Raw genomic sequence first — 25,297 nt, forward strand, 5'->3', positions numbered from 1 at the left:
GTGCGTATGATTTGCAACTTTGCAGATCGGGATTGTAAATCTTTAAATCTTAAATCAAATGGCTCGTCCGGTTCAATATAATACAAAGGTGAAGTTGGTGGAAGCTCCGGAAGGATATTCCAGTGAGGGCTTTTTTGCCACTTCTTTTGACAAGGCGATAGGTCTGGCACGTAAAAACTCCATATGGCCTTTACCTTTTGCCACTTCCTGCTGTGGAATTGAATTTATGGCTACTATGGCCTCCCATTATGACCTGTCACGTTTTGGTTCTGAGCGTATGGCATTTACGCCCCGCCAGTGTGACTTGCTGATGGTAATGGGTACTATTGCCAAAAAAATGGGTCCGGTACTGCGTCAGGTATACCTGCAGATGGCCGAACCCCGTTGGGTAATCGCAGTAGGAGCATGTGCTTCCAGTGGTGGTATTTTTGATACCTATTCTGTGTTGCAGGGGATTGACCAGATTATTCCGGTAGATGTGTATGTACCAGGATGCCCGCCAAGACCAGAAGCGATTATTGATGGATTTATGAGGATACAGGAACTGGTAGGAGAGGAAAGTCTGCGCAGGCGTCACTCCGATAAGTACAAGGAACTGATGTCTTCTTATGGTATTCAATAAGACAACAGGCTGCAGATAACATAACAGTGCAGGCGAACAGCTTTTTATGACATCGTAAATATAACAAGGTTAATGTCTTTAACTAACGAACATATACAGCATAGGTTAACGGAGAAGTTTGGTGAAGTACTTACAGAGTTTGCTGAGTCTTTTGGCATGCTCTCTTTTGCAGCTCCTAAGGATCATAACCTGAAAGTGCTGCAATTCCTGTATGATGATGCAGAACTGAAGTTCACGTTTCTGACAGATCTGACAGGGGTACATTACCCGGACCGGAAAAATGAAGAATTAGCAGTCGTGTATCATTTGCACAACTTTCAGGACAATGTACGGCTCCGTTTCAAAGTATATACTGCTGTAGCTGCTCCGCAGATCTTCACCGCTACCCGGTTATTTGAATCTGCGAACTGGATGGAAAGGGAAACTTATGATTTCTTTGGAATCGATTTCGTTGGACATCCTAACCTGAAACGTATCCTGAATGTGGATGAAATGACCTATTTCCCCATGCGTAAGGAGTTTCCGCTGGAAGATCAGACCCGTATTGACAAGGATGATGAAATGTTTGGACGGGGTGGGCATATTGGAATATAATTAATTAGACTATGTCAGAGCAGCAACATATAAATTTGCCGGAAGGCTCAATAGAAAAGCAAACCACCACGCTTAACCTGGGGCCTACGCACCCGGCTACCCACGGGGTGTTTCAGAACATATTGGAAATAGATGGTGAACGTATTGTAAGCGCTGAATCTACCGTTGGTTATATTCACCGCGCTTTTGAAAAAATTGCAGAACGCCGTCCCTTCTACCAGATCACGCCACTCACAGACCGCCTTAACTACTGTTCTGCTCCTATCAACAACATAGGCTGGCATCTTACCGTAGAAAAATTATTAGGTATTGAAACCCCGAAAAGGGTGGATTACCTCCGTGTGATCATTATGGAACTGGCACGTATTGCCGACCACCTGATCTGTAACGGTGTAATGGGGGTAGATAGTGGTGCCTTTACCGGGTTCCTGTACATTATGAAATACAGGGAACTTATTTACGAAATATATGAAGAAGTGTGTGGCTCCCGCCTCACTACCAATATAGGCCGTGTAGGTGGTTTTGAAAGAAACTTTACACCGGCAGCCTTCCAGAAAATTGAGCAATTCCTGGACGAATATCCAAAAGCATTGAAGGAGTTTGAAACCCTGATGACACGTAACCGTATTTTTATGGAACGTACGCAGAAGGTAGGTGGCATTTCCGCAGAAAGAGCGATGAACTACGGATTTACCGGTCCTAACCTGCGTGCTTCCGGCGTGGATTATGATGTAAGGGTAGCCAGTCCTTATTCTTCTTACCAGGATTTTGAATTCGCTATACCAGTAGGTACTACCGGTGATTGTTACGACCGTTTTCTGGTGCGTAACGAAGAGATGTGGCAAAGTGTCAGCATTATCCGCCAGGCGATGGATAAGCTGAAAGGCTTGCCACCGGAGGTGTATCATGCAGATGTACCTGCTTATTACCTGCCGGAGAAGAGTGATGTATATACGAAGATGGAAGCACTGATCTATCACTTTAAAATAGTGATGGGTGAGGCGGATATATTACCGGGTGAGTTATACAATCCGGTAGAAGGGGCAAACGGAGAGCTGGGTTATTATCTCATCAGTGATGGTGGCCGTAGTCCTTACCGTCTGCATTTCCGCAGGCCCTGCTTTATTTACTATCAGGCTTATCCTGAACTGGTGAAAGGAGCGATGATCAGTGATGCGATTATTTGTTTGAGCAGCCTCAACCTGATTGCAGGTGAGCTGGATGCATAAAGTGTTTTGCTTATAACGGCAACGGCCAACGTTGCATTTGACATTATACATTTTTAAAGCCCTTCCGCCCAGGCGGAGGACATGAATACAAGGGCCTTATGATACAATTTTCTGAAGAGAAACTGAATAAAGTAAAAGAGATCATTGCACGCTATCCGGAAGGAAAGCAGAAAAGTGCATTGTTGCCTGTGCTGCACCTGGCGCAAGAAGAATTTGGTGGATGGCTGAGTGCGGAAACCATGGATTACGTGGCGGAATTACTGCAGTTGAAGCCAATCGAGGTGTATGAAGTAGCTACTTTTTACAGTATGTACAACCTGAAACCGGTAGGAAAATACCTGTTTGAGGTATGCCAGACTGGTCCTTGTATGGTGAGTGGCTCTGATCAGATCATTGAGTACATCAAGAATAAACTGGGCATCGGTGTAGGTGAAACTACCCCTGACGGGATGTTTACCCTTAAAACGGTAGAATGCCTGGGAGCCTGTGGGTATGCTCCGATGATGCAATTGGGCAAACATTACCGCGAACATCTGACCCCTGAAAAGGTAGATGCTATTATTGCAGAATGCAGGGCAAAGGCAAACTAAGGTATCAATAAAACAATATAGCCATATAGGTATGAAAACGTTTTACCACCGGCATAAACTAATGATATTGGAGGCTGCAATACTGATATTAATGCTGACAGTACTCTGGAAGGTGGAAAATTGGTTTACTTCCTTTATTTGTGGCACAGGCGCCGGCCTCCTGTTTTACCGGATAGGTGAACGGATGGCAAGGACAAGGATACGGAAGGCTTAGTACCAACGAGCCATTAAACTATAATCAGACAATGGGACGCAAATTACTGTTAGACAAGGCACATATTGAAGGTATCAGGTACTACGATACTTACAGGAAGAACGGCGGTTATGCAGCTGCAGAAAAAGTGTTGAAAAGCATGAGCCCTGACCAGGTGGTAGAAGAAGTGAAGAAGAGTGGCCTGAGAGGTCGTGGTGGCGCCGGTTTCCCAACCGGTATGAAATGGAGCTTCCTGGCTAAACCGGAAGGAGTGCCCCGTTACCTCGTATGTAATGCGGATGAATCTGAGCCAGGTACGTTCAAAGACCGCTATCTTATGGAGTTTTTGCCACACCTGCTCATTGAAGGCCTGCTGATATCCAGTTTTGCTTTAGGATCTCACCGTACCTATATCTATATCCGGGGAGAATATGCCTGGATACCTGATATCCTGGAACAGGCTATTGCAGAGGCTAAAAACAATGGCTGGTTAGGAAAGAATATTTTAGGAACAGGCTTTGACCTGGAAATATATGTACAACGTGGTGCCGGTGCCTATATCTGCGGAGAAGAAACAGCGTTGATAGAATCCCTGGAAGGTAAGCGTGGTAATCCCCGTATCAAACCTCCGTTTCCTGCTATCAAAGGATTATGGGAAAGCCCTACGGTGGTAAATAATGTGGAAACACTGGCAGCAGTAGTACCTATTATTAACCTGGGTGGGGATGAATATGTGAAGTATGGTACAGGTAAGTCTACCGGTACAAAATTATTATCTGCCTGCGGTAACATCAATAAGCCTGGTGTATATGAGATAGAAATGAATATTTCCGTTGAGGAGTTTATTTATTCTGATGAGTACTGTGGAGGTATCCGCAATGGCAAGCGTTTAAAAGCCTGTATCCCGGGCGGTTCTTCCGTACCGGTTTTACCGGCTAACCTGCTGCTGAAAACAGCCAAGGGAGAAACCCGTATGATGACCTATGAAAGCCTCGCAGACGGTGGTTTTGCTACCGGCTCGATGTTAGGCTCCGGTGGGTTTATTGTAATGGATGAAGACCAGTGTATTGTACGTAACACACTTACTTTTGCCCGTTTCTATCATCATGAAAGCTGTGGACAGTGTAGTCCTTGCCGTGAGGGTACAGGTTGGATGAAGAAAGTACTGCAGAACATTGAGTCCGGTAAAGGAAAAATGAGTGACATTGATTTACTGTGGGATATACAACGGAAAATAGAAGGTAACACCATCTGCCCGCTGGGGGATGCTGCTGCCTGGCCGGTAGCTGCTGCTATCCGTCATTTCCGGGATGAATTTGAATGGCATGTGAATAACCCGGCCGAATGCCTGACCCGTAATTTTGGTCTGGCGCATTATGCCGATCCGTTGCCAGTACCTGAACCTGCTGCAGCGGTATAAGCTACAGGGAATGCTCTTGGAAAAGGTGGCTATGCGTAGCATAGCTGATAAATATAATCACCATTTTTTTGCTACCGGAAACAAAGGCAGCTTAAAAGTGGTTTCAAGCAAATGCAATGGCTGAAGAGAAAAAACTTTTTAAGGTCAAGATTGATAATATCTCCGTGGAAGTGGAGCCGGGAACAACTATTCTGAATGCAGCCCGGAAGATAGGAGGAGATGTTGTACCACCGGCAATGTGTTATTATTCCAAACTACAGGGTAGTGGCGGAAAATGCCGTACCTGCCTGGTGAAAGTAACAAAAGGTTCCGATGCTGATGCCCGCCCTATGCCTAAACTGGTGGCCAGCTGCCGTACTACTGTAATGGATGGTATGGAAGTAGCAAATATCACCTCTCCGGAAGTACTGGAGGCCCGTAAAGGGGTTGTAGAGTTCCTGCTGATCAATCATCCGCTGGATTGCCCTGTGTGCGATCAGGCGGGAGAATGTCATTTGCAGGACCTGAGCTACGAGCATGGTGCAGAAGCTACCCGTTTTGAATTTAAACGCAGAACATTTGAGCAGATAGATATCGGTGATAAGATAAAGCTGCACATGACACGCTGTATTTTATGCTATCGTTGTGTATACACTGCCGACCAGCTGACAAATAAGCGGGAACATGGTATCCTGGGTCGTGGCGATGCATCTGAGATCAGCACCTATATCCAGCAGTCACTGGATAATAACTTTATCGGAAATGTGATAGATGTGTGCCCGGTGGGTGCTTTAACTGATAAAACTTTCCGTTTCAAAAACAGGGTATGGTTCCTGAAGCCGGTAAATGCACACCGCAATTGTGATCAGTGCTGTGGTAAAACCACCTTGTGGATGCGTGGTGATGAAGTATTCCGCATTACTGCCCGTAAAGATAAATACGGTGAAGTGGAAGATTTTATCTGTGATACCTGCCGCTTTGATAAGAAAGAAGCAAAAGACTGGACGATTGAAGGTCCACGGAAAATAGAACGCCATAGCGTTATCTCACAAGGTCACTATGTTGGTGTGAAGAAACCTAAAGAGTCGCTGATGGATGTATTGGATGGCCGTAAGCCCAAGCTGCTGATGGATATCCATAGTATCAGTGAGGTAAACAGGCCAGATATAGACCTGTCCAAAATAGACGGGCCTGCACATTCCGACGACTTCAATAGCAAGTAACTGAAGGAGTAGCGTAACAGATAGTTCATCATTCGTAATTGACACATAAGTGCTGGTATGACATTATTAAGTATAGACTGGTTTTTTATCCTGGAAAAGATATTGCTCATTGCAGCAGTATTGGGAGTATCCCTGATGGTGGCGATGTATGCTACCTGGGGTGAAAGAAAAGTAGCGGCTGTTATTCAGGACAGGCGTGGTCCCAACAGGGCTGGCCCGTTTGGTTTATTGCAACCGCTGGCAGATGGTGGTAAGCTCTTCTTTAAGGAAGAGATCATTCCTACCAACTCCAATAAGTTTATGTTTATCCTGGGACCCTCTATCGCTATGATGGTGGCCTGTATGACCAGTGCTGTCATTCCCTGGGGCGACACCTTAACCTTTGGTGATTATTCTTTCTCCCTGCAGATTGCAGATGTGAACATCGGGATTCTGTACCTTTTTGGAGTAGTGAGTCTGGGAGTATATGGTATCATGATCGGAGGCTGGGCATCCAACAATAAATATTCCCTGCTGGCGTCTGTACGTGCGGCTTCCCAGATCATTTCCTATGAGCTGGCATTCGGTATTTCATTGATTGCCCTGCTGATGCTGACCGGCACTTTAAGTATTAAGGAAATTGTAGAACAGCAACGTCAGAGTGGTATCTGGAATGTGATCTATCAGCCACTGGGATTCCTCATTTTCCTGATCTGTTCTTTTGCAGAATGTAACCGTACACCGTTTGACTTACCGGAAGCAGAAAATGAACTGAACGGTGGTTATCACCTGGAATATTCTTCCATGAAGCTGGGCTTTTACCTGTTTGCGGAATACATCAATATGTTTATCAGCTCTGCGCTGATGTCCAGCCTGTATTTCGGTGGTTACAGTTTCCCTGGTATGGATAGCCTGGGACTGAGCCCTAATCTGCTGACAGTAATAGGAGTAATTGTACTCTTTATTAAAATTATCTTCTTCCTGTTCCTGTTTATGTGGGTGCGTTGGACCATTCCAAGATTCCGTTATGACCAGCTGATGCGTTTAGGTTGGAAGATTCTGATTCCGCTGGCCTTATTGAACATGCTCATTACCGGTGCAGTGGTATTATTCCGTCAGGGATTATAATAAGTAAGGAAAAATGAACCGGGCAACCGGCTAATTATAAAAAATATATACCTGCAGGTATACTCAGGCAGGTAACAAACAAGCATACATTATGCAAGCATTAACCAATAGGGCAAAAGCAGTAGACCGCAGGCCAATGAGCTTTGCGGAAAAAATGTATCTGCCTGCCATTTTTAAGGGAATGGCGATAACGTTTAAGCATATATTCCAGAAGAAAAGCACCATCAGCTATCCGGAGCAAAAGCGTCCGTTCAGCCCGGTGTTTCGTGGATTGCAGATATTGAACCGTGACGAAGAGGGCCGTGAAAGATGTACTGCCTGCGGGTTGTGCGCAGTAGCCTGTCCTGCTGAAGCAATCACTATGGAAGCGGCAGAAAGGAAACCAGGTGAAGAGCATCTGTATCGTGAGGAAAAGTATGCTGCTAAATATGAAATCAATATGCTGCGTTGCATCTTCTGTGGTTTTTGTGAAGAGGCTTGTCCTAAAGATGCGGTTTACCTGAGTGAAACATTTGCGCCTTCCAATTTTCAGCGTAAGGGCTTTATCTATGGAAAAGATGATCTGCTGATCCCTCATCCGAAAGACAACCAAACAAAGTAGTATCTGTATTAATAAAACCATACAATAGACAAACATAGCAGAGATGGGAATGAGTATACAACAAATAGTTTTCATGGTGCTTTCAGTAGTAGCACTGGTTTCTGCACTGGGTGTAGTACTGAGTAAAAACCCGGTAACCAGCGTGTTGTGCCTGATCATTACCTTCTTTACCATAGCAGGGCATTATGTAATGCTGAATGCACAGTTCCTGGCAGTAGTACATATCATTGTATATGCAGGTGCTATAATGGTATTGTTCCTTTTTGTGATGATGCTGATGAATATGAATGCGGAAATGGAACCACAAAAGCGGAACTGGCTGAAATATGCAGGGGCTATCAGTGGAGGTGCCTTACTGGTGATACTGGTAGCAGCGCTGAGAGATGCCAATATGCCTGCTGTTCAACCCGGCTCCAATGAGATCGGGCTTATTGAAAACCTTGGTAAAACCCTGTTTACAACCTATGTGATGCCTTTTGAAGTGAGCAGCATTCTTTTCCTGAGTGCCATGGTAGGAGCAGTCGTTATCGGGAAAAAATAAGGGTAATTCATCATTGATCATTAGAAATTGAAAATTATTATATGCCGGTTCAATACTATATTTTCTTAAGCATAGCCTTGTTTTGCATAGGTATAATGGGCGTACTGGTACGCAGAAATGCGATTATCGTTTTTATGTGCATTGAACTGATGCTGAATGCCGTGAATTTATTAATGGTAACCTTTTCTAAAATGTGGGCAGATGCAGGACGGGTAGATGCAGCCGGCGCCCAGATTTTCGTGTTTTTCATTATGGTGGTAGCTGCAGCCGAAGTAGCGGTGGGACTGGCTATCATAGTAATGGTATACAGAAACACACATTCTGTAGACATCAATATCCTCAACAGGTTGAAGAATTGATGTGGTACCGTTGAGGGATCATCAATAAAAGGAACAATTGAAATAACGTAATGGTCTGTGGCCTGTCATTATGGTGCATAGACGGTTAACTAAATACCGATTCGTAAATGATTAATCTAGTTTGGCTGGTACCATTATTACCATTATTAGGATTCCTGGTTAATGGATTAGGGAGGAGGTTCTTATCCAAATCCCTGGTAGGTGTGATTGGAAGTGGTGCAGTGTTGGCTGCTTTTGCAGTGAGCGTAATGATATTCCTGGAAGTAAAAGCTCCCGGGTTTACTCCGCAGGTGGTAACCCTGTTTGATTTCATTAGTGCAGGCACCCTGCATATTCCTTTTGCATTTCAGGTAGATCAGCTGAGTGCTTTATTCCTGCTTATTATTACAGGAGTAGGTACACTCATTCACATCTATTCTACTGTTTACATGAAGGAAGAAACAGATGAAAGTTTTGCACGGTATTTTGCCTATCTCAACCTGTTTATCTTCTCCATGCTCATATTGGTGCTGGGTGCCAACTTTGTGATGATGTTCATCGGATGGGAAGGAGTAGGTTTATGCTCCTATCTGCTGATCGGTTTCTGGTTTAAGAATACGAACTATAACAATGCTGCGAAGAAAGCCTTTATCATGAACCGCATTGGTGACCTGGGCTTTCTACTGGGTATTTTCTTCATGATCACCCAATTCGGATCGGTTACTTTCTCTGAAGTATTTCAGAAAGCAGCTACCCTGGGGATGAATGACCCGGTTATTGTAGCTATGACGATGCTGTTGTTTGTAGGTGCTATGGGTAAATCTGCACAGATTCCGTTATACACCTGGTTGCCGGATGCGATGGCGGGTCCTACACCGGTATCTGCCCTGATCCACGCAGCTACGATGGTTACGGCAGGTATTTATATGATTGCACGTAGCAACGTCCTGTTTACCCTGGCTCCATGCATACAGACTGTAATTGCGATAATAGGGCTGGCTACCGCTTTACTGGCAGCTTCCATCGCTTTAAAGCAAAACGATATTAAGAAGGTATTGGCTTATTCTACTGTAAGCCAGCTGGGTTATATGTTCCTGGCATTAGGTGTGGGCGCTTATACAGCAGCAGTGTTTCACGTAATGACGCATGCCTTCTTTAAAGCCCTGATGTTCCTTGGTTCCGGTTCTGTGATTCATGCGATGGGCGGAGAACAGGATATCCGTAAAATGGGAGGCCTGAAGAAATTCATGCCTACCACCAGCTGGACTTTCCTGGTTGGTTGTCTGGCCATTGCAGGTATACCGGGTTTATCCGGTTTCTTCTCTAAGGATGAGATCCTGGCACATACTTTTGCTGCCAACAAACTGATGTATGCCCTGGCACTTGCTGGTGCGCTGATGACTGCTTTCTACATGTTCCGTTTATACTACATTACTTTCTGTGGTAAGTTCCGCGGCACGCATGAGCAGGAACATCATTTACATGAGAGCCCTGCAGCAATGACCATTCCACTGATCATACTGGCAGTATTATCTATTGCAGGTGGTTATGTAGGATTACCAGAAGTATTTGGTGTAAAACATGTACTGGGTGAATATCTGGCACCCATCTTTGCACCTTCTGCACCTTTTGCAGCTACACATCATTTAAGCCACAGCACAGAATGGATCCTGATGGGCCTGAGCACTGTACTGGTAATTGTATTTATACTACTGGCACGCAAGCAGTTTATTGCTTACCAGGATAATGGCAAGGAGAATACCGGCCTGGCTAAGGTACTGGAAAACAAATGGTATGTGGATGAGCTGTATGATGCTATCATTGTTAAACCTTTAATGGCATTGTCTCAATTCTTCCAGGATGTAATTGAAAAAGCAGGTATTGACCGGTTGGTGAATGGAGTAGGCCGTGGTGTACAATGGGGAAGCCAGCAAATACGCCTGGTGCAAACCGGACAGGTGGGCTTTTACATATTCGCCATGGTAATTGGTATGATTATATTATTCGTGATAGGGTTTATATTATAAATCAATAGCTGAAGTTACAAGCGCAAGATAATTATGTTGACAGTATTACTAATATTGATTCCTTTAATTGCAGGCCTGCTTACATTTGGCCTCAAGGGATCCGGGCCTAAAGTGCTGGGCATGATAGCATCCCTGGCTTCTGTGGCAGTAGCGTTGGGTGCCTTATTCCAATTCCGGACAGCGCCGGAAGGATTACACTTAACCGCTAACTGGATTCCACAATTGGGAAGTCAGTTTAACGTAGGATTAGATGGAATGGGCGTGATGCTCTGTTTACTTACTGCTATTTCCTTCCTGGTTATTTTTATTACGATCTATACAAGGGAGTACGAACGTGCTAACAGTTTTTATGGCCTGATGTTATTATCCCAGGCTGGTCTGATCGGTGTATTTACCGCTTATGATGCCCTGTTGTTCTACTTCTTCTGGGAGCTGGCATTGATCCCTGTTTATTTCCTTTGCTCCATGTGGGGCGGCGAAAAACGCATACCTGTTACTTTTAAGTTCTTTGTGTATACGTTCCTGGGATCACTCTTAATGCTGGTAGGGTTGATTTATCTGTATACCCAGACTCCGGGCGACAAGTCTTTCAGCTGGACTGCTTTCACCACCCTTAATCTGGCTGCGGGTGAGCAGTCCTGGTTATTCTGGTTGTTTTTTGTAGCCTTTGCGATTAAAATGCCCATTTTTCCGTTCCATACCTGGCAGCCGGATACCTATGAGCAATCACCCACCCCTGTTACAATGGTACTTTCCGGTATCATGGTAAAAATGGGCTTGTTTGGTGTGATCCGCTGGGTATTACCCGTATTGCCACAGGGCGCCGCCATGTGGGCGGATGTAGCTATTGTATTATCCATCATTGGTATTATATATGCTTCCTGCATTGCCATTATGCAGCAGGATCTGAAAAGGCTGATTGCTTATTCTTCTATTGCACATATCGGTTTAATGTGTGCCGCCATATTTGCTAATAATGATCAGAGTCTGCAAGGCGTACAGGTGCAGATGTTTAACCATGGTATTAATATCATCGGGATGTGGATCATTGTTGAAATTATCCAGCAGCGTCTGAACGTGAAGAATATGAATGACCTGGGGGGGATCGCACAGGTGGCTCCACGTATGGCTATTTTCCTGGTAATCATCAGTCTGGCAAATATTGGATTACCACTCACGAATGGTTTCATCGGAGAATTCTTAATGTTCAGCGGATTGTTTCAATACAATGGATGGTTTATGGCAGTAGCTGGTCTGGGAATTATTCTGGCTGCGGTATACACCCTGAATATGATTCAGCGGGTGATGTTTGGAGAAAGTAATACCCTGACTGCCAAGACTACCGATCTGCAAGGTGGAGAATTGCTGGCATTGAGCCTGGTGGTGATCCTGATTCTTGTATTGGGGGTATATCCAAAGCCTATGCTGGATTTGGTTAGCAGCACTACGGAAGTGGTAAACAAGGTGTTTTAGAATAAAAAGGAAAGAAGCGGGGTATTTTACCTTTTACTTTTTTCATTTTAAGTTTTTTGTAAGACAAGAATATGAATGCACTAATTTCTACGGCTTTATCGGGCGTTTTAATGATGTTTGTTGGTTTATTTGTAAGCAATAAGCAACAGATCAAGTATTTTGCCATAGCGGCGGTGATCATCGCTTTTGTAGCTAACCTGCTGGAGTGCCCTGGATTGCAAGGCGGTAGCCGTATTTACTATGGCATGATAGAAGTAAGCCAGTTCAGTATATTGTTTAATGCAGTAGCATTAGGCGCTACCCTTTTATATTTTATATTATCCGGTCGTGAGTTTGAGAAAGTGGGAGAGCATGTGGCGGATTATTTTGGACTGGTGTTTTTCATTTTAGCAGGGATTACCCTGGCAGCTTCTTTCAGCAATATGCTGATGTTGTTCCTGGCTATTGAAATTATATCTATTCCTCAATATGTTCTGGCAGGTAGCGATAAGCAGAATCTGAAAAGCAGTGAAGCAGGTCTGAAGTACTTCCTGATGGGAGCTTTCTCTACCGGTATCATGCTGATGGGTATTACCCTCATTTATGGCGCAGCAGGTACTTTCAATATTGCAGAACTGGGGCTGGGCACCGGCAGTATTCACCCGCTGGCCCTCTGTGGTATTATCCTGCTGGCATTTGCACTTTCTTTTAAAGTATCTGCGGTACCTTTTCATTTCTGGACACCAGATGTATATGATGGTTCACCTACCGTTTTCACTTCTTTTATGGCTACCGTTGTAAAAGCAGGTGGTTTCATTGCTTTCTTACGCATGTTCCACATCAGCTTTACAGGTGGTACCATCAGTGAGCACTGGTTGCTGATCCTGTCTATCATTGCTGCCTGCACGCTGATTCTGGGTAACTTTACTGCTGTGTTCCAGCAAAGTGTAAAACGTATGCTGGCATACTCCAGTATTGCACAGGCAGGGTTTATGATGCTGGCAGTAATAGCCATGAATAAACTGGCCTCCCAGGGTATTATTTTATATGCAGCAGCATATAGCATTGCTACCATTGGGGTGTTTGCGGTACTCATGAAAATGAAGGATTATACCTTTGAAGGATTTAACGGCCTTGCACGTAAATCGCCCTTATTAGCATTGGCTACCGCCATTTTCCTGTTTTCACTGGCAGGTATACCACTTACTGCAGGCTTTATGGCAAAGTACCTGGTACTGGCCGCAGCAGTGCAGGAAGGTAATTTACTCTGGCTGGTAATTATAGCAGTGGTTTGTGCGGCTATCAGTGCATACTATTATTTCAGGATCATTATAGCGATGTATTTCAAACAGGGTGATCCGGAAGTAGAGCCTGTGGGCAGTGGCTTCAAAGCAGCGTTAATACTGACTATTGCTATTATAATTATACTGGGTGTATTCCCAGGGCTGGTGTTGCAGTTTGTATAACAGCTTTTAGCTCTTAGCTTAAATGCAGCGAGTGAAAAAGAGCTGTTAGCTTTTAGACCTTAGCCTTTAGCTCAAATGCAGCAATTAACAAGTGAGAAAAAGTTTGATGATATTTAAAAGACGCCGGGACACCTGGCGTCTTTTTTTATACAGGTGGCCTATCCTGGACAGATCTTCGCATTTATTGACTCGAAGTACACAGCTACCGCTATTCTCTCAGGGCTTGTTCTACCAGCAAAAGGCTAAGGTCTAAAAGCTAACAGCTATTCTTGTTCCACCAGCTAAAGGCTAAAAGCCAAAAGCTAACCGCTATTAAACCCTTTCATCCCAAAAAGGCATGTATTACAATCTTAATTATACTAACTTTAGCTAGTAAGCGATAGTTATGCATTTTCGTGATATATTTTCCCTGGCATTTCGTTCTGTAACCGGCAACCGGCTGCGTACCGGGCTTACGGTAGCAATTATTGCCTTTGGTATTATGGCCCTGGTAGGGATTCTTACTGCTATTGACAGTATGAAGGGGAGTATTTATTCCAGTTTTGCCAGTATGGGAGCCAACAGCTTTTCTATCCGTAACCGGGAAATGATGATCCGGATGGGTAATGGGGATAAGGCTACCAAAGGAAATAAACGGACCAAAGTAAAAGCATCCAATCGCAATAAACCTATCAAGTACCAGGAAGCAGTTGCTTTCAAAGAAAGATATACCTTCCCGGCTTCCGTTAGCATTTCCTTCCGGGCTACCGGGATTGCTACGGTATACAAAGGGGATAAAAAAACAAACCCTAATGTGCAGGTGATTGGCGGTGATGAAAACTACCTGAGCTTGTCTAACTATGACCTGCAGCAGGGGCGTAACCTGAACAAGCTGGATGTTGAATCAGGACGTAATGTAGCTATTCTGGGATCTGATGTGGCTAAAAAGCTCTTTGGGGAAGATTTTAAGGACATTATCAACAATACAGTGCGGGTGGGGGATATCCGTTACCGGGTAATAGGAGTATTGACCTCGAAGGGAAGCAGTAATATCATGAGTGCGGATAATGTGGTGATCACTTCAGTAAACAATACCCGGAGGATCTTTGAACGCCCTAATGCTTCTTATCAGATAGGTGTTTCGGTAAAGGATATCACCCAGATGGATGCAGCGGTGGGAGAGGCTACCGGTTTGCTGAGGATCATACGTGGGTTGGCATTCAATGAAGAAGAGAATTTTTACATCAGCAAGAGCGATAGTATTGCAGAAATGCTGTTTAAAAGCTTGAGTACGGTAACGGTGGCAGCCGCTTTTATCGGCTTTATTACCTTGTTTGGATCTGCTATTGGTTTAATGAATATCATGTTGGTATCGGTAGCAGAACGGACCCGGGAAATTGGTGTAAACAAAGCACTGGGAGCTACCAGCCATACTATCCGCAGCCAGTTTATTTATGAAGCCATTATCATCAGTATTTCCGGGGGGATCCTGGGAGTTGTATTAGGGATGATGGTAGGTAATCTGGTTTCTGTTTTATTAAAAACCAGCTTTATTATCCCCTGGGTATGGATTACCCTGGGTATATCTTTGTGTGCCGCTGTTGGGCTGGCATCAGGGATCTATCCCGCTGTCAAGGCCTCCCGCCTTGATCCTATTGTGGCGCTCCGCTACGAATAGGCTTTTATCGTGCTTTATTCTCCGGCTGCTTGCATAAGACGGGTGTAATAGATAACTTTAGTTCTGTGAGGGAGAAAAGGGAACAGACTACGTTATGAAAAAAAGCACGTTAGATGTCACTATTAGTTGTTATTGCTGCTATCCTCTTATTGGTATTTCTGGTTACTTATTGTCGTCTGAATACCTTTATGGCTTTCCTCATTGTGTCCCTGTTGATGGGATTGGCATTAGGAATGAAAATTACGGCCATTACCCAGTCTATTCAAACCGGAATAGGTAAAACGTTAGGCTCGCTTATTATTGTCATTGTATTTGGCGCTATGCTGGGAAAGCTGGTGGCAGAGAGTGGTGCTGCACAGCGTATTGCCACCGGATTAATGCAGGTATTCGGACAAAAGTATATCCAGTGGTCGCTGATGCTGACCGGGTTTATTGTGGGCATACCTTTGTTCTACAATATCGGGTTTGTGCTGATGGTACCGCTGATATTCACGGTAGCCGCACGTACAGGATTGCCGGCAGTGTACCTGGGTATTCCTATGTTGGCATCCCTTTCGGTAACCCATGGTTATCTCCCGCCACACCCGTCACCCACAGCGTTGGTGCATGAATTCGGGGCTAATATGGGCCTTACGTTGCTCTATGGTATGCTGGTAGCCATTCCTGCTATTGTAATGGCGGGGCCGGTGTTTTCCCGTTTCCTGAAGCAATATAAAACAGCCCCTGCGGCGATGTTTACTGCGGAGCCTATGCCTGATGAGCAATTACCAGGCATGCTGGCCAGTATCTATGCTGCATTGTTACCGGTAGTGTTACTGGCAGTAACAGCTTTGATAAAAGTGGTTACCGTTGAAACGCAGCCTTTGTACCAGCTGGCCGATTGGCTCGGCGATCCGGTGATAGTAATGCTGCTGGCAGTACTAAATGGCATGTATATTCTGGGACTGCGCAGAGGGATGCCCATGAAAAAAGTAATGGGAGTGATGGATGATGCGGTAAGAGATGTAGCGGTGATTATACTGATCATCGGAGGTTCGGGCGCGCTCACCCAGATGCTGCACGACAGTAAGGTGAGCAGTTATATTGCCACTGTTTTACAGGGCATGCATACACATCCGCTGATACTGGCCTGGGGTATTGCTGCATTGATCCGCGTATGCGTAGGGTCGGCTACAGTAGCGGGATTGACCACAGCTGGTATTGTAGCACCCTTAATTGGATCTACCGGTGTAAACCCCAGCTTAATGGTGCTGGCTACCGGTGCCGGCAGCTTAATGTTTTCACATGTAAATGATGCCGGTTTCTGGATGTTCAAGGAATATTTTAACTTGTCTGTGAAAGATACCATTAAAACGTGGTCTGTGATGGAAACAATTGTATCCATAGTAGGATTGGGAGGATGTTTATTATTAAGTTTGTTTGTATAAAGTATAGTTCATTTTATAAAAATATCGTTATGTCAGCAAATGAAAGATTCAAAGCATTAGGATTACAATTGCCACCTGCACCTGCACCTGCGGGAGTTTATAAACCATTGTTGATAGATGGTAAGCACGTATATGTATCCGGGCATGGTCCTGTAAAAGAAGATCAAAGCCTGATCGTTGGCAAGATAGGGGCCGAAATGGATATGGAGCAAGGTAAGCTGGCCGCACAGCAGGTGGGATTAACAATTTTGTCTACCCTGATGGCTAACCTGGGTAGCCTGGACAAAATCAAGCGGGTGATCAAGGTATTAGGCATGGTTAACTGTACTGCTGATTTTGGCCAACATCCATATGTCATTAATGGTTGCAGTGAATTGTTTGCCAAGATATGGGGAGAAGATAATGGTATTGGGGTACGTAGTGCTGTAGGCATGGGCTCTTTACCAGGTAATATTTCTGTGGAAATTGAAGTCTTGTTTGAACTGGCTTAATGGCTGTTGTGATAGTTAATTAATCTTATAGAGATGCACTGGTACGACCTGCAAAATATAGCACAGATTGATTCCCCTGCGATAGTATTATATCCTGACCGTATAAAGGAGAACATACAGCAGTTAATAAAGATGATTGGTGATGTATCCCGGTTACGCCCACACGTAAAGACGTCAAAAACGGCGGAAGTGGTACAGCTGATGCAGGAAGCTGGTATCAATAAGTACAAGTGTGCCACTATTGCGGAAGCAGAAATGCTTGGTATGGCGGGTGTTGCGGAGGCTATGCTGGCTTATCAGCCAGTGGGTCCCAAGATCTTCAGGTTGCTGGCCGTGGCACAAAAATATCCAGCTACCCGCTTTTCCTGCCTGGTAGACAATGAAGCTACTGCGGTGGCTATAGCGGCTACATTTGCCGCACAGCAATTATCCATACCGGTATTCATGGATCTCAACGTAGGGATGAACAGAACCGGGATTAAACCTGGAAAAGCAGCATTGGAATTATATACCCGGCTACATACCATTACCGGTATCACCCCTGTAGGATTGCATGCGTATGATGGTCATATTCATGATACGGAACTGGCTGTGAGAACGGAGAAATGTGTAAAGGCATTTGAACCGGTGAAGGCGTTGGTGCAACAAATAAAAGATGCCGGATTACCTGCACCATTGGTGGTGGCGGGGGGAACGCCAACTTTTTCCATACATGCCGCTAACGAAGCGGTAGATTGCAGCCCGGGCACTTTTGTACTTTGGGACGAAGGATACCGGCAACACATTCCTGAGCAGCCATTTCAGTTTGCTGCTGTATTGATAACACGGGTAATTGCAGTAATAGATGATCAGTTGTTATGCCTGGATCTTGGACATAAATCAGTGGCAGCTGAAAACCCACAGCCCAGGGTATTCTTTTTAAATGTACCGGCCGCAACACCGGTGTCTCAAAATGAAGAACACCTGGTGGTAAGAGTGGAAGATACTTCCCTTTATCCGGTGGGGACTGTGTTTTATGGGGTGCCCTATCATATCTGCCCTACCATGGCATTATATGAAAAGGCATATGTGGCCAGTGATAATACCTGTATGGCCAACTGGCGTATCATAGCCCGTGACCGTAGTATTACAGTTTAATGTACTTTTATAGTATATATCTTGTTTTATGCGGAATGTTATCAAGCGTATTAAAACGTTTAATGATGGCAGGATCCCTGAGCTGTTGCAGCTCAAGTATAAAGGAATGCGTGAAAATGCTTTCCGTTTTTACAGGGGTTCCTGCCATTTATTTTATCAGGACCTGCCAGCAAAAAGCCCTTTGTTAAAGTCCCCGCTGGCATGGGTATGCGGTGATCTCCACCTGGAAAATTTTGGCAGCTACAAAGGAGATAACCGGCTGGCATATTTTGACATCAATGATTTTGATGAATCCGTTCTGGCCCCCTGCCTGGTAGATGCAGGCAGATTGTTATGCAGCTTATTCCTGGCTAGTAGTGCACTTGGGATCAATGAGGATGGCGCTACCCATCTCTTTAATGTTTTCCTGGAGGAATATGCAACTACACTTGCAGCCGGATACATACGCCCGCTGGAACAGCGTACCGCAAAAGGAGTAGTGCGGGAACTGCTGGATGCAGTACAACTCCGCAAACAAAAGGACTTTCTGAATAAGCGGGTTACTTATAAGAACGGGGTAGCCAAACTGATCATTAACAATATACGGACATTCAAAGCAGACAAACATACCCGTGAGCAGGTGAAAGAGGCTATTGAAGCATGGGGTGCTCAAATGAAAGGCCCTGGCTTTTATAAAGTAAAAGATATTGCTTATCGTGTGGCCGGTACCGGTAGTCTGGGTGCAGACCGGTACATTGTTTTGGCAGCAGGAAAAAATGGTACAGCCGGCGACTTTCTGCTGGATGTTAAACTGGCCACTCCTTCCTGTATACTGGCTTATTTTGATTTTCCTCAACCAGCATGGTCACATGAGGCGGCCCGTATTATAGAACTGCAGAAAAGAATACAGGCTACTTCGCCGTTTTTACTGAACGATATAGTGATCAACAACCGGCAGTTTGTGTTAAAAGAACTGCAGCCAATGCTGGATAAACTGGACTATGCATTGTTTAGGGGTAAGCTCCGGAAGCTGGAGATGGTATTGAAAACAATGGGGCAGATCTGTGCCTGGGATTGTTTGCGCAGCTCAGGGCGGCAGGGATCAGCGATTGCCGATGAACTGATTGCTTTTGGAAAAGAGGTATCCGTCTGGCGTAAACCATTATTTGATTTTGCGCAGGCGTACAGTGCACAGGTGGAAAAAGATTATGCTACCTTTTGCCAGGCATATGATGAAGGTGTATTCACATTGTTACCTGCTCCTGCAGAGCTAAAAAAATAGCTGGGATAAAACATTGCTGGCATCATTGATGCTGGGTTTCAGCCCCAGAAACTTACTGAATTGTGCGGCTGTGAGTATTGTTTTTAATTTGGAAGTAAGGCCATTTTTCATACTGCCAAATTTAGTAGTATAAGCAGCCGGATTACTTTGTTGTAATGGCAGGATGTTTACCTTTTGTTTAATAAAACTGGTAACAAGGTTGAGTATCTTTGGTTGCTGTGTTGCTGTAAGTGATAAGGCAGGGCTTAATTTTGAAAGGATGGCATTTGCGGTACCATCGATATTTAACAGGGGGGCCTGTTTAGTAATATCAGGAACCGCAGGCAATGCACCTTGGGCACTAGCTGTCATTGAACATACACCTGCAAAAAATACCAGGAGTGTTATCTTTTTCATGATAAAGGGTTTTAGACGACTGATTTGGTTGTACATATTAAATATACGGATTTCCTCAACAGCGTTCATCAGCCTACTAAGGCATATTATTTGCCATAACTGACTAAAAAAAGTATTATGGGTTCTTACCGCACCATAAACAAGCTGCTTTTATTACTACTGATTGTGGGAGGGTTTTTTGTGGGAGGTTGCCAGAAAAATGAAACCAGTACTATTTTACCGGCATCCAGGGAAGTGGAGGTTAAAGACGAAGCATATGGCACAGATCCTGCACAAAAAATGGATGTGTACCTGCCTGCGGACAGAAGTACGGATGCTACCAAGGCTATTGTGTTTATTCATGGAGGAGGATGGGTAGGCGGTGATAAAAAAGACTTCACCCTGGCGATTGATTCTTTAAAGAACCGTACCGCCACCTATGCTTATTTTAATATCAATTACCGGCTGGCTACTGCCAACAGGAACCATTTTCCTACGGCTGAGCAGGACGTAAAGCAGGCGCTGGAATATATCTGGCAAAATGCCGGCAGATACCAGATTTCCAATATTACCATAGTGCTGGGAGCCAGTGCAGGTGCGCATCTGGCAGCATTGTCTGCTTACAAGCATAATGAAAAAGGGTATATAAAAACAGCCATATGCCTGATAGGGGTGTATAATATGACTACCTTATACAATCAGGCAGGGGCGGACGTAAAACCGTTGTTATCAATCTTTATGGGAGGTAGCCCACAGCAAAACCCTACTGCCTATCAGGAGGGTAGTCCGGTTAATTATGTAACAGCAAAAAGCCCGCCTACACTGGTCATACATGGTACAGAAGATCAGGTGGCGCCGATTGCCCAGGCAGAGGAATTAGTACAGCACCTGAAGCAGGCAGGTGTAGTACATGAATATGTTACTTATAAGGCAGGCCATGAAATTCCTCCGGCATCAGCAGGCGATGCGGTGTTGAGGATGTTTACCTTTATTAACAAGTATGCTAAATAGAGAGCCTGTTGCAGCTATACTGCTGCGTAAAAGCGCAGTATAGCTGCAGCAGGTTATTGCAGTACTATTTTTACATATTTGGTACCTGGATTCATATCATTGTCTAAAAAGATATAGGTAGCTAACAGGGTATTACTGTCCATCCATTTTACTTCGCCGGGTCCCCAATTGTTGATTTCAATTTCGCCTATCATTTTTACCTGGTCATTTTCGTAGCTGAACAGCTGGAACCCGTTGGGTACAAACCCTGCCGCAAGATCCATAGAAGTACATAACAGATACTTTTTATCGGGCGAAACAACCGGTGCGCCCCAGGTATGGAGGGTATCTCCGTTGGCCGGATTTACCAGGAGATAATCTCCGGATTCGTAGTAAGTGGCTATCACTCCCAGGCGGTGAATAGCAGGAAAATATCCGGCATAGGTATAACCCGCATAGTCTTCATCATCCTGGTTCACTTTATTGACCATGGACATCGTTTGTCCGTTGGTCAGTGAGAACAGGAGGGTATCAGCATTACGCTTTAGCAGGAGGCTGTCTTTAGCCAGTAAAACATTTTCGGTGGTATCGGTAGATGAGGAAGGGTATTGATCAAATAAGGCCTTGCTAACCGTGTATACCAGCAGGGTTTTATTCCCTAAATGAAGGGTATCTATTGGAATATTACTATCTATGTTATTATTAACAGTGGTATCAGTAGTGGCAGTACCATCACCGGTACGAGGAGTCTGGTTATTGCATGCTGCCAGCAGGAGGGCGGAGGTCAGCAATAGCAGGTTACATTTCATAAGGTACGTCGTTTAATTGGCCAGGCAATCACCGGTACCACTGTTGAATGATGATGACATAGGATCAGCAGATGGCAGGCGCCCGGTATCGGATGTAAATGTAGATATTTTATTATATATGTTGTATGTCATCGGGAGGGAGATCCTGAGGTTGTACGTGGGAGGCAATAGCAGCAGGTGAGGAAGTAGCTATCCCGGCAGGGGGGATAGTTGGAGGTAAAAAAAATCCCGGACCTGTGAGGGACCGGGAAGTTTCTTTATACTGATTGTGTTGCCACAAGTCAGTCGTATGGTTTACTCAGCTACCACTTCAAATTCCATTTCAGTTTCGTTGCCTTTACCGAAATCGATGCGAGCTTTGTAAGTACCTAATTCTTTAACATCATCCAGGATGTGGATGCGGCGGCGGTCGATTTCGTAACCTTTTTGCTCTTTAATAGCACGTGCAATCTGCACACCGGTTACGCTACCGAATATTTTACCGGAAGTACCGGTTTTAGCGCCAATTTTAACAGCAGAAGACTTCAGTACTTCTACTACTTTGGCAATTTCGGCCAACATTTTCTCTTCTTTTACTTGACGCACTTTCAGGCGTTCCTGTAATTGCTTTAAGTTAGAAGGGCTGGCTTCCACTGCAAATTTCTGAGGTATCAGAAAATTTCTGGCATAACCGTTTTTCACGCTTACCAGTTCATTCTTCTGGCCCAGATTATCAACGTCTTGTATTAAGATGATTTGCATAACTTCTTACTTTAAAAGGTCAGTAACATAAGGCAATAAAGCCATTTGACGAGCTTTTTTAATAGCCTGGGCTACTTTACGCTGAAATTTCAGGGAGTTACCCGTAATACGGCGGGGCAGCATTTTGCCCTGGTCGTTCAGAAATTTCTTCAGAAACTCGCCGTCCTTGTAATCCACATACTTGATGCCCATTTTCTTAAAACGGCAGTATTTCTTCTGGCGTTTTTCAGTTTTAACGGCTGTTAAGTATTTAATTTCTTGTTTAGGTTTAACTGCCATAATTTTAAGCTTCAGTGGTTTTAGGATCAGCGTTAACGCCATGTTTCTTGCGGCCGTTGTACTCTACAGCGTACTTGTCCAGTGCAGTAACCATGTGACGTAATACATTTTCATCGCGATTCAGCTGAATTTTCAGCTTCTCATTGAGGTCGGATGGCGCACTGTATTCCAGAACCAGATACATTCCTGTAGTCTTTTTCCGGATAGGATACGCCAGTGATCTTAATCCCCAGGGATTTTCGTGCGTTACATCTCCGCCATTATCTTTAATGATATCAGCGAATTTCTTCTGGGCTGCCTTGTAGTCATCCTCAGAAAGCACAGGGGTAAAGATCACCATCAATTCGTAGTTCATAATGTTCCCTGTTTAAAAATTGATTAAAAATAAAAATTTGGAGTGCAAAGATAGGCTTTTTTACGTACCAACCCTGATTATTTGGACATTAATTATACTGGGATATTGGGAGGAGAGTAATTGTATGGTAATTAATGCGTTAGGGGGGAGCTAAAAGCTAATTGCCAACAGCTAACAGCTCAAAAAAAGGCCGTCCTCAAAAGGGAACGGCCGTTTCGAAAGAGGTTTTTTCAAAAAAAGATCAGTGGTTAACGAGCATCTTGCTTTATCCAGATCCTCCAATGCTGGTTAATACAGCCATTGGAAGAGATAAATTATTGATATACAATTATTTGATATAAAATGCTGCCGCTTTCCAGGGACAACATACCAATAACATGGGCACATCCGGCCTTACTGCTCCATACCAGTATATATTATTGATGCTCAAATATACGCACTTATATCCACCAGGGGCAGTGTTGTTTTGTCATCTTGTCAGGCAAACCGTACTGGCACGCACTTTGGAAAAAAAACATCACAAAAAATTAAGATTCCCATGCAGAAAGGAGCAATACGTGTACAAACTGAGAACATTTTCCCCATTATCAAAAAATTCCTTTATTCAGATCATGAAATCTTTATCCGCGAGCTGGTAAGTAATGCGGTGGATGCTACCCAAAAGCTGAGAACATTGGCAAGTGTAGGCGAGTTTAAAGGAGAACTGGGAAATATTGACATTGAAGTAAAACTGGATAAGGAAAAAAAGACCCTGACAATTGCTGACCATGGTATTGGTATGACGGCAGAAGAGGTAGATAAGTATATTAACCAGGTAGCTTTTTCAGGTGCAGAAGAATTTCTGAAGAAATATAAAGGCCAGTCGGATGGTGCCAATATCATCGGACACTTTGGATTGGGTTTTTACTCTTCCTTTATGGTGAGTGATAAAGTAGAAATTTTCAGTAAATCCCATAAGGAAGGAGTACCTGCTGTACGCTGGGAGTGTGATGGCAGTCCTGAATACGAAATGGAAGCTACTGAAAAGGCAGAACGTGGTACAGATATCGTGATGCACGTAAATGCAGAAAGCGAAGAATTTCTGGACGAACACCGCATCCGTACCATCCTGGAAAAATTCTGTAAGTTTCTGCCGGTGCCTATCAAATTTGAAGGACAGCAGATTAACAATACCACCCCTGCGTGGACAAAGAAACCAAGTGAACTAACAACAGAAGACTATCAGAATTTTTATAAGGAATTATATCCTTTTGCAGAGGCGCCGCTGTTCTGGATTCACCTGAATGTAGATTATCCGTTTAACCTCACGGGTATTCTTTATTTCCCCAAAATTTCCAAAAGCTACGAAATACAAAAGGATAAGATCAACCTGTATTCCAACCAGGTATATGTAACAGATGAGGTAAAAGATATTGTACCGGAATTTCTGATGCTGTTGCATGGGGTGATTGATAGCCCGGATATTCCACTGAATGTAAGCAGGAGCTATTTACAGGGTGATCCCAATGTGAAAAAGATCAATGCGCATATCACTAAAAAGGTAGCAGATAAGCTGGATGAAATGTTCCGTAATGACCGGAAAGGATTTGAAGAAAAATGGGAGTCTATTGGTTTGTTTGTGAAGTATGGTATGATGACGGACGACAAATTCCTGGAGAAAGCCAACAAATTCCTGTTACTGGAAGAAATTGGTGCGGACAAATTCCATACACTGGAAGAATACCGTACAGAAGCGGCTGCTTTGCAAACCAATAAAGAGCAGAAGCTGGTAATATTGTATGCCACCAATCCGGTACAACAGGATAGTTATGTAAAGGCTGCGCGTAATAAAGGTTACAAGGTGGTGAAGATGGAAACCCTGGTGGATGCTGCCTTCATCAACAACATGGAAGCCAAATGGGAAAATGTACAGTTTACCCGGGTAGATGCGGATATTGCTGATAATCTGATTGACAAAGACGAAAAAGCAGAAAGTGTTTTAACACAGGAAGAAGAAGGTAAACTGAAAGATTTGTTTGGGCAGCAGATTGCACAGCCTAATATAAAAGTAGAATTAAAAGGATTGAGTGCAGATGCACAACCGGTGATTGTAACAAGGCCGGAGTTTATGCGCCGGATGAAAGACATGGCAGCTGTTGGTGGTGGCGGTATGAACTGGTACGCCAATATGCCGGATGAAATAAATATGACCGTAAATGCCAATCATCATGTATATCAGCATATTCTGAAAGAAGACAATGCAGATCTTCAGCAGAAGCTGGTAAAAAATTTAGCTGACCTGGCATTACTGTCTCAGAATTTATTAACCGGTGCTGATCTCACTGCCTTTGTAAACAGAAGTGTGGAATTGATGGGAGGAGAAAAGAGAAGTTAAGCATAAAAAATAAACGATT

General features: G+C 44.2%; 25 protein-coding genes. 20 read left to right on the plus strand and 5 right to left on the minus strand.

Translation table 11 applies throughout. The annotated features are described in order from the left end of the window. The first annotated feature begins 58 nt into the window (after window positions 1-58). The 18 genes from ABR189_RS27450 to ABR189_RS27535 all read left to right on the plus strand — a co-directional run bounded on the left by ABR189_RS27450 (window position 59) and on the right by ABR189_RS27535 (window position 19,355). Window positions 59-622, plus strand: coding sequence for an NADH-quinone oxidoreductase subunit B (locus ABR189_RS27450; RefSeq protein WP_354663721.1), 564 nt, complete (start codon window positions 59-61; stop codon window positions 620-622). Between the two features lie 72 nt (window positions 623-694). Further along, window positions 695-1,216 (plus strand): NADH-quinone oxidoreductase subunit C, encoded by a 522-nt coding sequence (locus ABR189_RS27455; RefSeq protein WP_354663722.1) that lies wholly within the window; start codon window positions 695-697, stop codon window positions 1,214-1,216. Between the two features lie 11 nt (window positions 1,217-1,227). Next, the gene (locus tag ABR189_RS27460; RefSeq protein ID WP_354663723.1) at window positions 1,228-2,445 is read left to right on the plus strand and encodes an NADH-quinone oxidoreductase subunit D; all 1,218 of its coding nucleotides are present in this window, start codon (window positions 1,228-1,230) and stop codon (window positions 2,443-2,445) included. Window positions 2,446-2,543: 98 nt separating this feature from the next. Continuing rightward, entirely contained in the window at window positions 2,544-3,035 is a 492-nt protein-coding gene (locus ABR189_RS27465; RefSeq protein ID WP_354663724.1) for an NADH-quinone oxidoreductase subunit NuoE family protein, read from the plus strand. Between the two features lie 245 nt (window positions 3,036-3,280). Next, complete coding sequence (gene nuoF, locus ABR189_RS27470; RefSeq protein ID WP_354663725.1) at window positions 3,281-4,648, plus strand: NADH-quinone oxidoreductase subunit NuoF; 1,368 nt, start codon at window positions 3,281-3,283, stop codon at window positions 4,646-4,648. A gap of 116 nt (window positions 4,649-4,764) precedes the next feature. Further along, window positions 4,765-5,850 (plus strand): NADH-quinone oxidoreductase subunit G, encoded by a 1,086-nt coding sequence (locus tag ABR189_RS27475; protein WP_354663726.1) that lies wholly within the window; start codon window positions 4,765-4,767, stop codon window positions 5,848-5,850. Window positions 5,851-5,907: 57 nt separating this feature from the next. After that, complete coding sequence (gene nuoH / locus ABR189_RS27480; RefSeq protein ID WP_354663727.1) at window positions 5,908-6,957, plus strand: NADH-quinone oxidoreductase subunit NuoH; 1,050 nt, start codon at window positions 5,908-5,910, stop codon at window positions 6,955-6,957. Window positions 6,958-7,048: 91 nt separating this feature from the next. After that, the gene (nuoI, locus tag ABR189_RS27485; protein WP_354663728.1) at window positions 7,049-7,558 is read left to right on the plus strand and encodes an NADH-quinone oxidoreductase subunit NuoI; all 510 of its coding nucleotides are present in this window, start codon (window positions 7,049-7,051) and stop codon (window positions 7,556-7,558) included. Between the two features lie 49 nt (window positions 7,559-7,607). Beyond that, window positions 7,608-8,099 carry an NADH-quinone oxidoreductase subunit J family protein gene (locus ABR189_RS27490; protein ID WP_354663729.1) on the plus strand — a complete coding sequence of 164 codons (492 nt, stop codon included), beginning with the start codon at window positions 7,608-7,610 and terminating at the stop codon, window positions 8,097-8,099. 41 nt (window positions 8,100-8,140) lie between these two features. After that, window positions 8,141-8,458 carry an NADH-quinone oxidoreductase subunit NuoK gene (gene nuoK, locus ABR189_RS27495; RefSeq protein ID WP_354663730.1) on the plus strand — a complete coding sequence of 106 codons (318 nt, stop codon included), beginning with the start codon at window positions 8,141-8,143 and terminating at the stop codon, window positions 8,456-8,458. A 107-nt stretch (window positions 8,459-8,565) separates the two neighbouring features. Then, window positions 8,566-10,464 carry an NADH-quinone oxidoreductase subunit L gene (gene nuoL / locus ABR189_RS27500; RefSeq protein WP_354663731.1) on the plus strand — a complete coding sequence of 633 codons (1,899 nt, stop codon included), beginning with the start codon at window positions 8,566-8,568 and terminating at the stop codon, window positions 10,462-10,464. Window positions 10,465-10,497: 33 nt separating this feature from the next. Then, window positions 10,498-11,937 (plus strand): complex I subunit 4 family protein, encoded by a 1,440-nt coding sequence (locus tag ABR189_RS27505; RefSeq protein ID WP_354663732.1) that lies wholly within the window; start codon window positions 10,498-10,500, stop codon window positions 11,935-11,937. Between the two features lie 71 nt (window positions 11,938-12,008). Beyond that, window positions 12,009-13,382: an NADH-quinone oxidoreductase subunit N gene (locus ABR189_RS27510; RefSeq protein WP_354663733.1), complete on the plus strand. Its 1,374-nt coding sequence runs from the start codon at window positions 12,009-12,011 to the stop codon at window positions 13,380-13,382. Window positions 13,383-13,767: 385 nt separating this feature from the next. Continuing rightward, window positions 13,768-15,039 (plus strand): ABC transporter permease, encoded by a 1,272-nt coding sequence (locus tag ABR189_RS27515; protein WP_354663734.1) that lies wholly within the window; start codon window positions 13,768-13,770, stop codon window positions 15,037-15,039. Between the two features lie 113 nt (window positions 15,040-15,152). Beyond that, window positions 15,153-16,466 (plus strand): gluconate:H+ symporter, encoded by a 1,314-nt coding sequence (locus ABR189_RS27520; RefSeq protein ID WP_354663735.1) that lies wholly within the window; start codon window positions 15,153-15,155, stop codon window positions 16,464-16,466. Window positions 16,467-16,495: 29 nt separating this feature from the next. Beyond that, window positions 16,496-16,957, plus strand: a complete 462-nt coding sequence (locus ABR189_RS27525; RefSeq protein WP_354663736.1) for a RidA family protein — start codon at window positions 16,496-16,498, stop codon at window positions 16,955-16,957. Window positions 16,958-16,990: 33 nt separating this feature from the next. Then, complete coding sequence (locus ABR189_RS27530; protein ID WP_354663737.1) at window positions 16,991-18,094, plus strand: D-TA family PLP-dependent enzyme; 1,104 nt, start codon at window positions 16,991-16,993, stop codon at window positions 18,092-18,094. Window positions 18,095-18,122: 28 nt separating this feature from the next. Further along, entirely contained in the window at window positions 18,123-19,355 is a 1,233-nt protein-coding gene (locus ABR189_RS27535) for a DUF2252 domain-containing protein (RefSeq protein WP_354663738.1), read from the plus strand. Here the strand turns inward: ABR189_RS27535 and ABR189_RS27540 are convergent. Then, window positions 19,344-19,751, minus strand: a complete 408-nt coding sequence (locus ABR189_RS27540; RefSeq protein ID WP_354663739.1) for a hypothetical protein — start codon at window positions 19,749-19,751, stop codon at window positions 19,344-19,346. The two genes, ABR189_RS27535 and ABR189_RS27540, sit on opposite strands and share 12 nt — an antisense overlap. A 117-nt stretch (window positions 19,752-19,868) precedes the next feature. Here ABR189_RS27540 and ABR189_RS27545 point away from each other — a divergent pair, with 117 nt between their 5' ends. After that, entirely contained in the window at window positions 19,869-20,741 is an 873-nt protein-coding gene (locus ABR189_RS27545; RefSeq protein ID WP_354663740.1) for an alpha/beta hydrolase fold domain-containing protein, read from the plus strand. 53 nt (window positions 20,742-20,794) lie between these two features. Here the strand turns inward: ABR189_RS27545 and ABR189_RS27550 are convergent, their stop codons facing one another. The 4 genes from ABR189_RS27550 to rpsF all read right to left on the minus strand — a co-directional run bounded on the left by ABR189_RS27550 (window position 20,795) and on the right by rpsF (window position 22,904). Then, window positions 20,795-21,529, minus strand: a complete 735-nt coding sequence (locus tag ABR189_RS27550) for a hypothetical protein (protein ID WP_354663741.1) — start codon at window positions 21,527-21,529, stop codon at window positions 20,795-20,797. Window positions 21,530-21,823: 294 nt separating this feature from the next. Next, a complete protein-coding gene (gene rplI / locus ABR189_RS27555; protein ID WP_354663742.1) occupies window positions 21,824-22,270 on the minus strand; it encodes a 50S ribosomal protein L9 in 447 nt (148 codons plus the stop codon). A 6-nt stretch (window positions 22,271-22,276) separates the two neighbouring features. Next, window positions 22,277-22,549, minus strand: coding sequence for a 30S ribosomal protein S18 (gene rpsR, locus ABR189_RS27560; protein WP_354663743.1), 273 nt, complete (start codon window positions 22,547-22,549; stop codon window positions 22,277-22,279). 4 nt (window positions 22,550-22,553) lie between these two features. Beyond that, window positions 22,554-22,904 (minus strand): 30S ribosomal protein S6, encoded by a 351-nt coding sequence (rpsF, locus tag ABR189_RS27565; RefSeq protein WP_354663744.1) that lies wholly within the window; start codon window positions 22,902-22,904, stop codon window positions 22,554-22,556. Window positions 22,905-23,442: 538 nt separating this feature from the next. Between rpsF and htpG the strand changes: the two genes are divergently transcribed. Then, window positions 23,443-25,278: a molecular chaperone HtpG gene (gene htpG, locus ABR189_RS27570; RefSeq protein ID WP_354663745.1), complete on the plus strand. Its 1,836-nt coding sequence runs from the start codon at window positions 23,443-23,445 to the stop codon at window positions 25,276-25,278. The last annotated feature ends 19 nt before the right edge of the window (window positions 25,279-25,297 follow it).

Source organism: Chitinophaga sp. H8 (genome assembly GCF_040567655.1).
Taxonomy (GTDB): domain Bacteria; phylum Bacteroidota; class Bacteroidia; order Chitinophagales; family Chitinophagaceae; genus Chitinophaga; species Chitinophaga defluvii.

Coding starts and splice junctions, on each gene's coding strand:
- nuoL (WP_354663731.1), top strand. CDS start 8,566: ATGATTAATCTAGTTTGGCTGGTACCATTATTACCATTATTAGGATTC.
- rplI (WP_354663742.1), bottom strand. CDS start 22,270: ATGCAAATCATCTTAATACAAGACGTTGATAATCTGGGCCAGAAGAAT.
- nuoI (WP_354663728.1), top strand. CDS start 7,049: ATGCAAGCATTAACCAATAGGGCAAAAGCAGTAGACCGCAGGCCAATG.
- ABR189_RS27465 (WP_354663724.1), top strand. CDS start 2,544: ATGATACAATTTTCTGAAGAGAAACTGAATAAAGTAAAAGAGATCATT.
- ABR189_RS27490 (WP_354663729.1), top strand. CDS start 7,608: ATGAGTATACAACAAATAGTTTTCATGGTGCTTTCAGTAGTAGCACTG.
- ABR189_RS27520 (WP_354663735.1), top strand. CDS start 15,153: ATGTCACTATTAGTTGTTATTGCTGCTATCCTCTTATTGGTATTTCTG.
- nuoH (WP_354663727.1), top strand. CDS start 5,908: ATGACATTATTAAGTATAGACTGGTTTTTTATCCTGGAAAAGATATTG.
- ABR189_RS27530 (WP_354663737.1), top strand. CDS start 16,991: ATGCACTGGTACGACCTGCAAAATATAGCACAGATTGATTCCCCTGCG.
- rpsF (WP_354663744.1), bottom strand. CDS start 22,904: ATGAACTACGAATTGATGGTGATCTTTACCCCTGTGCTTTCTGAGGAT.
- ABR189_RS27450 (WP_354663721.1), top strand. CDS start 59: ATGGCTCGTCCGGTTCAATATAATACAAAGGTGAAGTTGGTGGAAGCT.
- nuoK (WP_354663730.1), top strand. CDS start 8,141: ATGCCGGTTCAATACTATATTTTCTTAAGCATAGCCTTGTTTTGCATA.
- nuoF (WP_354663725.1), top strand. CDS start 3,281: ATGGGACGCAAATTACTGTTAGACAAGGCACATATTGAAGGTATCAGG.
- ABR189_RS27460 (WP_354663723.1), top strand. CDS start 1,228: ATGTCAGAGCAGCAACATATAAATTTGCCGGAAGGCTCAATAGAAAAG.
- ABR189_RS27525 (WP_354663736.1), top strand. CDS start 16,496: ATGTCAGCAAATGAAAGATTCAAAGCATTAGGATTACAATTGCCACCT.
- ABR189_RS27535 (WP_354663738.1), top strand. CDS start 18,123: ATGCGGAATGTTATCAAGCGTATTAAAACGTTTAATGATGGCAGGATC.
- ABR189_RS27545 (WP_354663740.1), top strand. CDS start 19,869: ATGGGTTCTTACCGCACCATAAACAAGCTGCTTTTATTACTACTGATT.
- htpG (WP_354663745.1), top strand. CDS start 23,443: ATGCAGAAAGGAGCAATACGTGTACAAACTGAGAACATTTTCCCCATT.
- ABR189_RS27505 (WP_354663732.1), top strand. CDS start 10,498: ATGTTGACAGTATTACTAATATTGATTCCTTTAATTGCAGGCCTGCTT.
- ABR189_RS27510 (WP_354663733.1), top strand. CDS start 12,009: ATGAATGCACTAATTTCTACGGCTTTATCGGGCGTTTTAATGATGTTT.
- ABR189_RS27540 (WP_354663739.1), bottom strand. CDS start 19,751: ATGAAAAAGATAACACTCCTGGTATTTTTTGCAGGTGTATGTTCAATG.
- ABR189_RS27455 (WP_354663722.1), top strand. CDS start 695: ATGTCTTTAACTAACGAACATATACAGCATAGGTTAACGGAGAAGTTT.
- ABR189_RS27475 (WP_354663726.1), top strand. CDS start 4,765: ATGGCTGAAGAGAAAAAACTTTTTAAGGTCAAGATTGATAATATCTCC.
- ABR189_RS27550 (WP_354663741.1), bottom strand. CDS start 21,529: ATGAAATGTAACCTGCTATTGCTGACCTCCGCCCTCCTGCTGGCAGCA.
- ABR189_RS27515 (WP_354663734.1), top strand. CDS start 13,768: ATGCATTTTCGTGATATATTTTCCCTGGCATTTCGTTCTGTAACCGGC.
- rpsR (WP_354663743.1), bottom strand. CDS start 22,549: ATGGCAGTTAAACCTAAACAAGAAATTAAATACTTAACAGCCGTTAAA.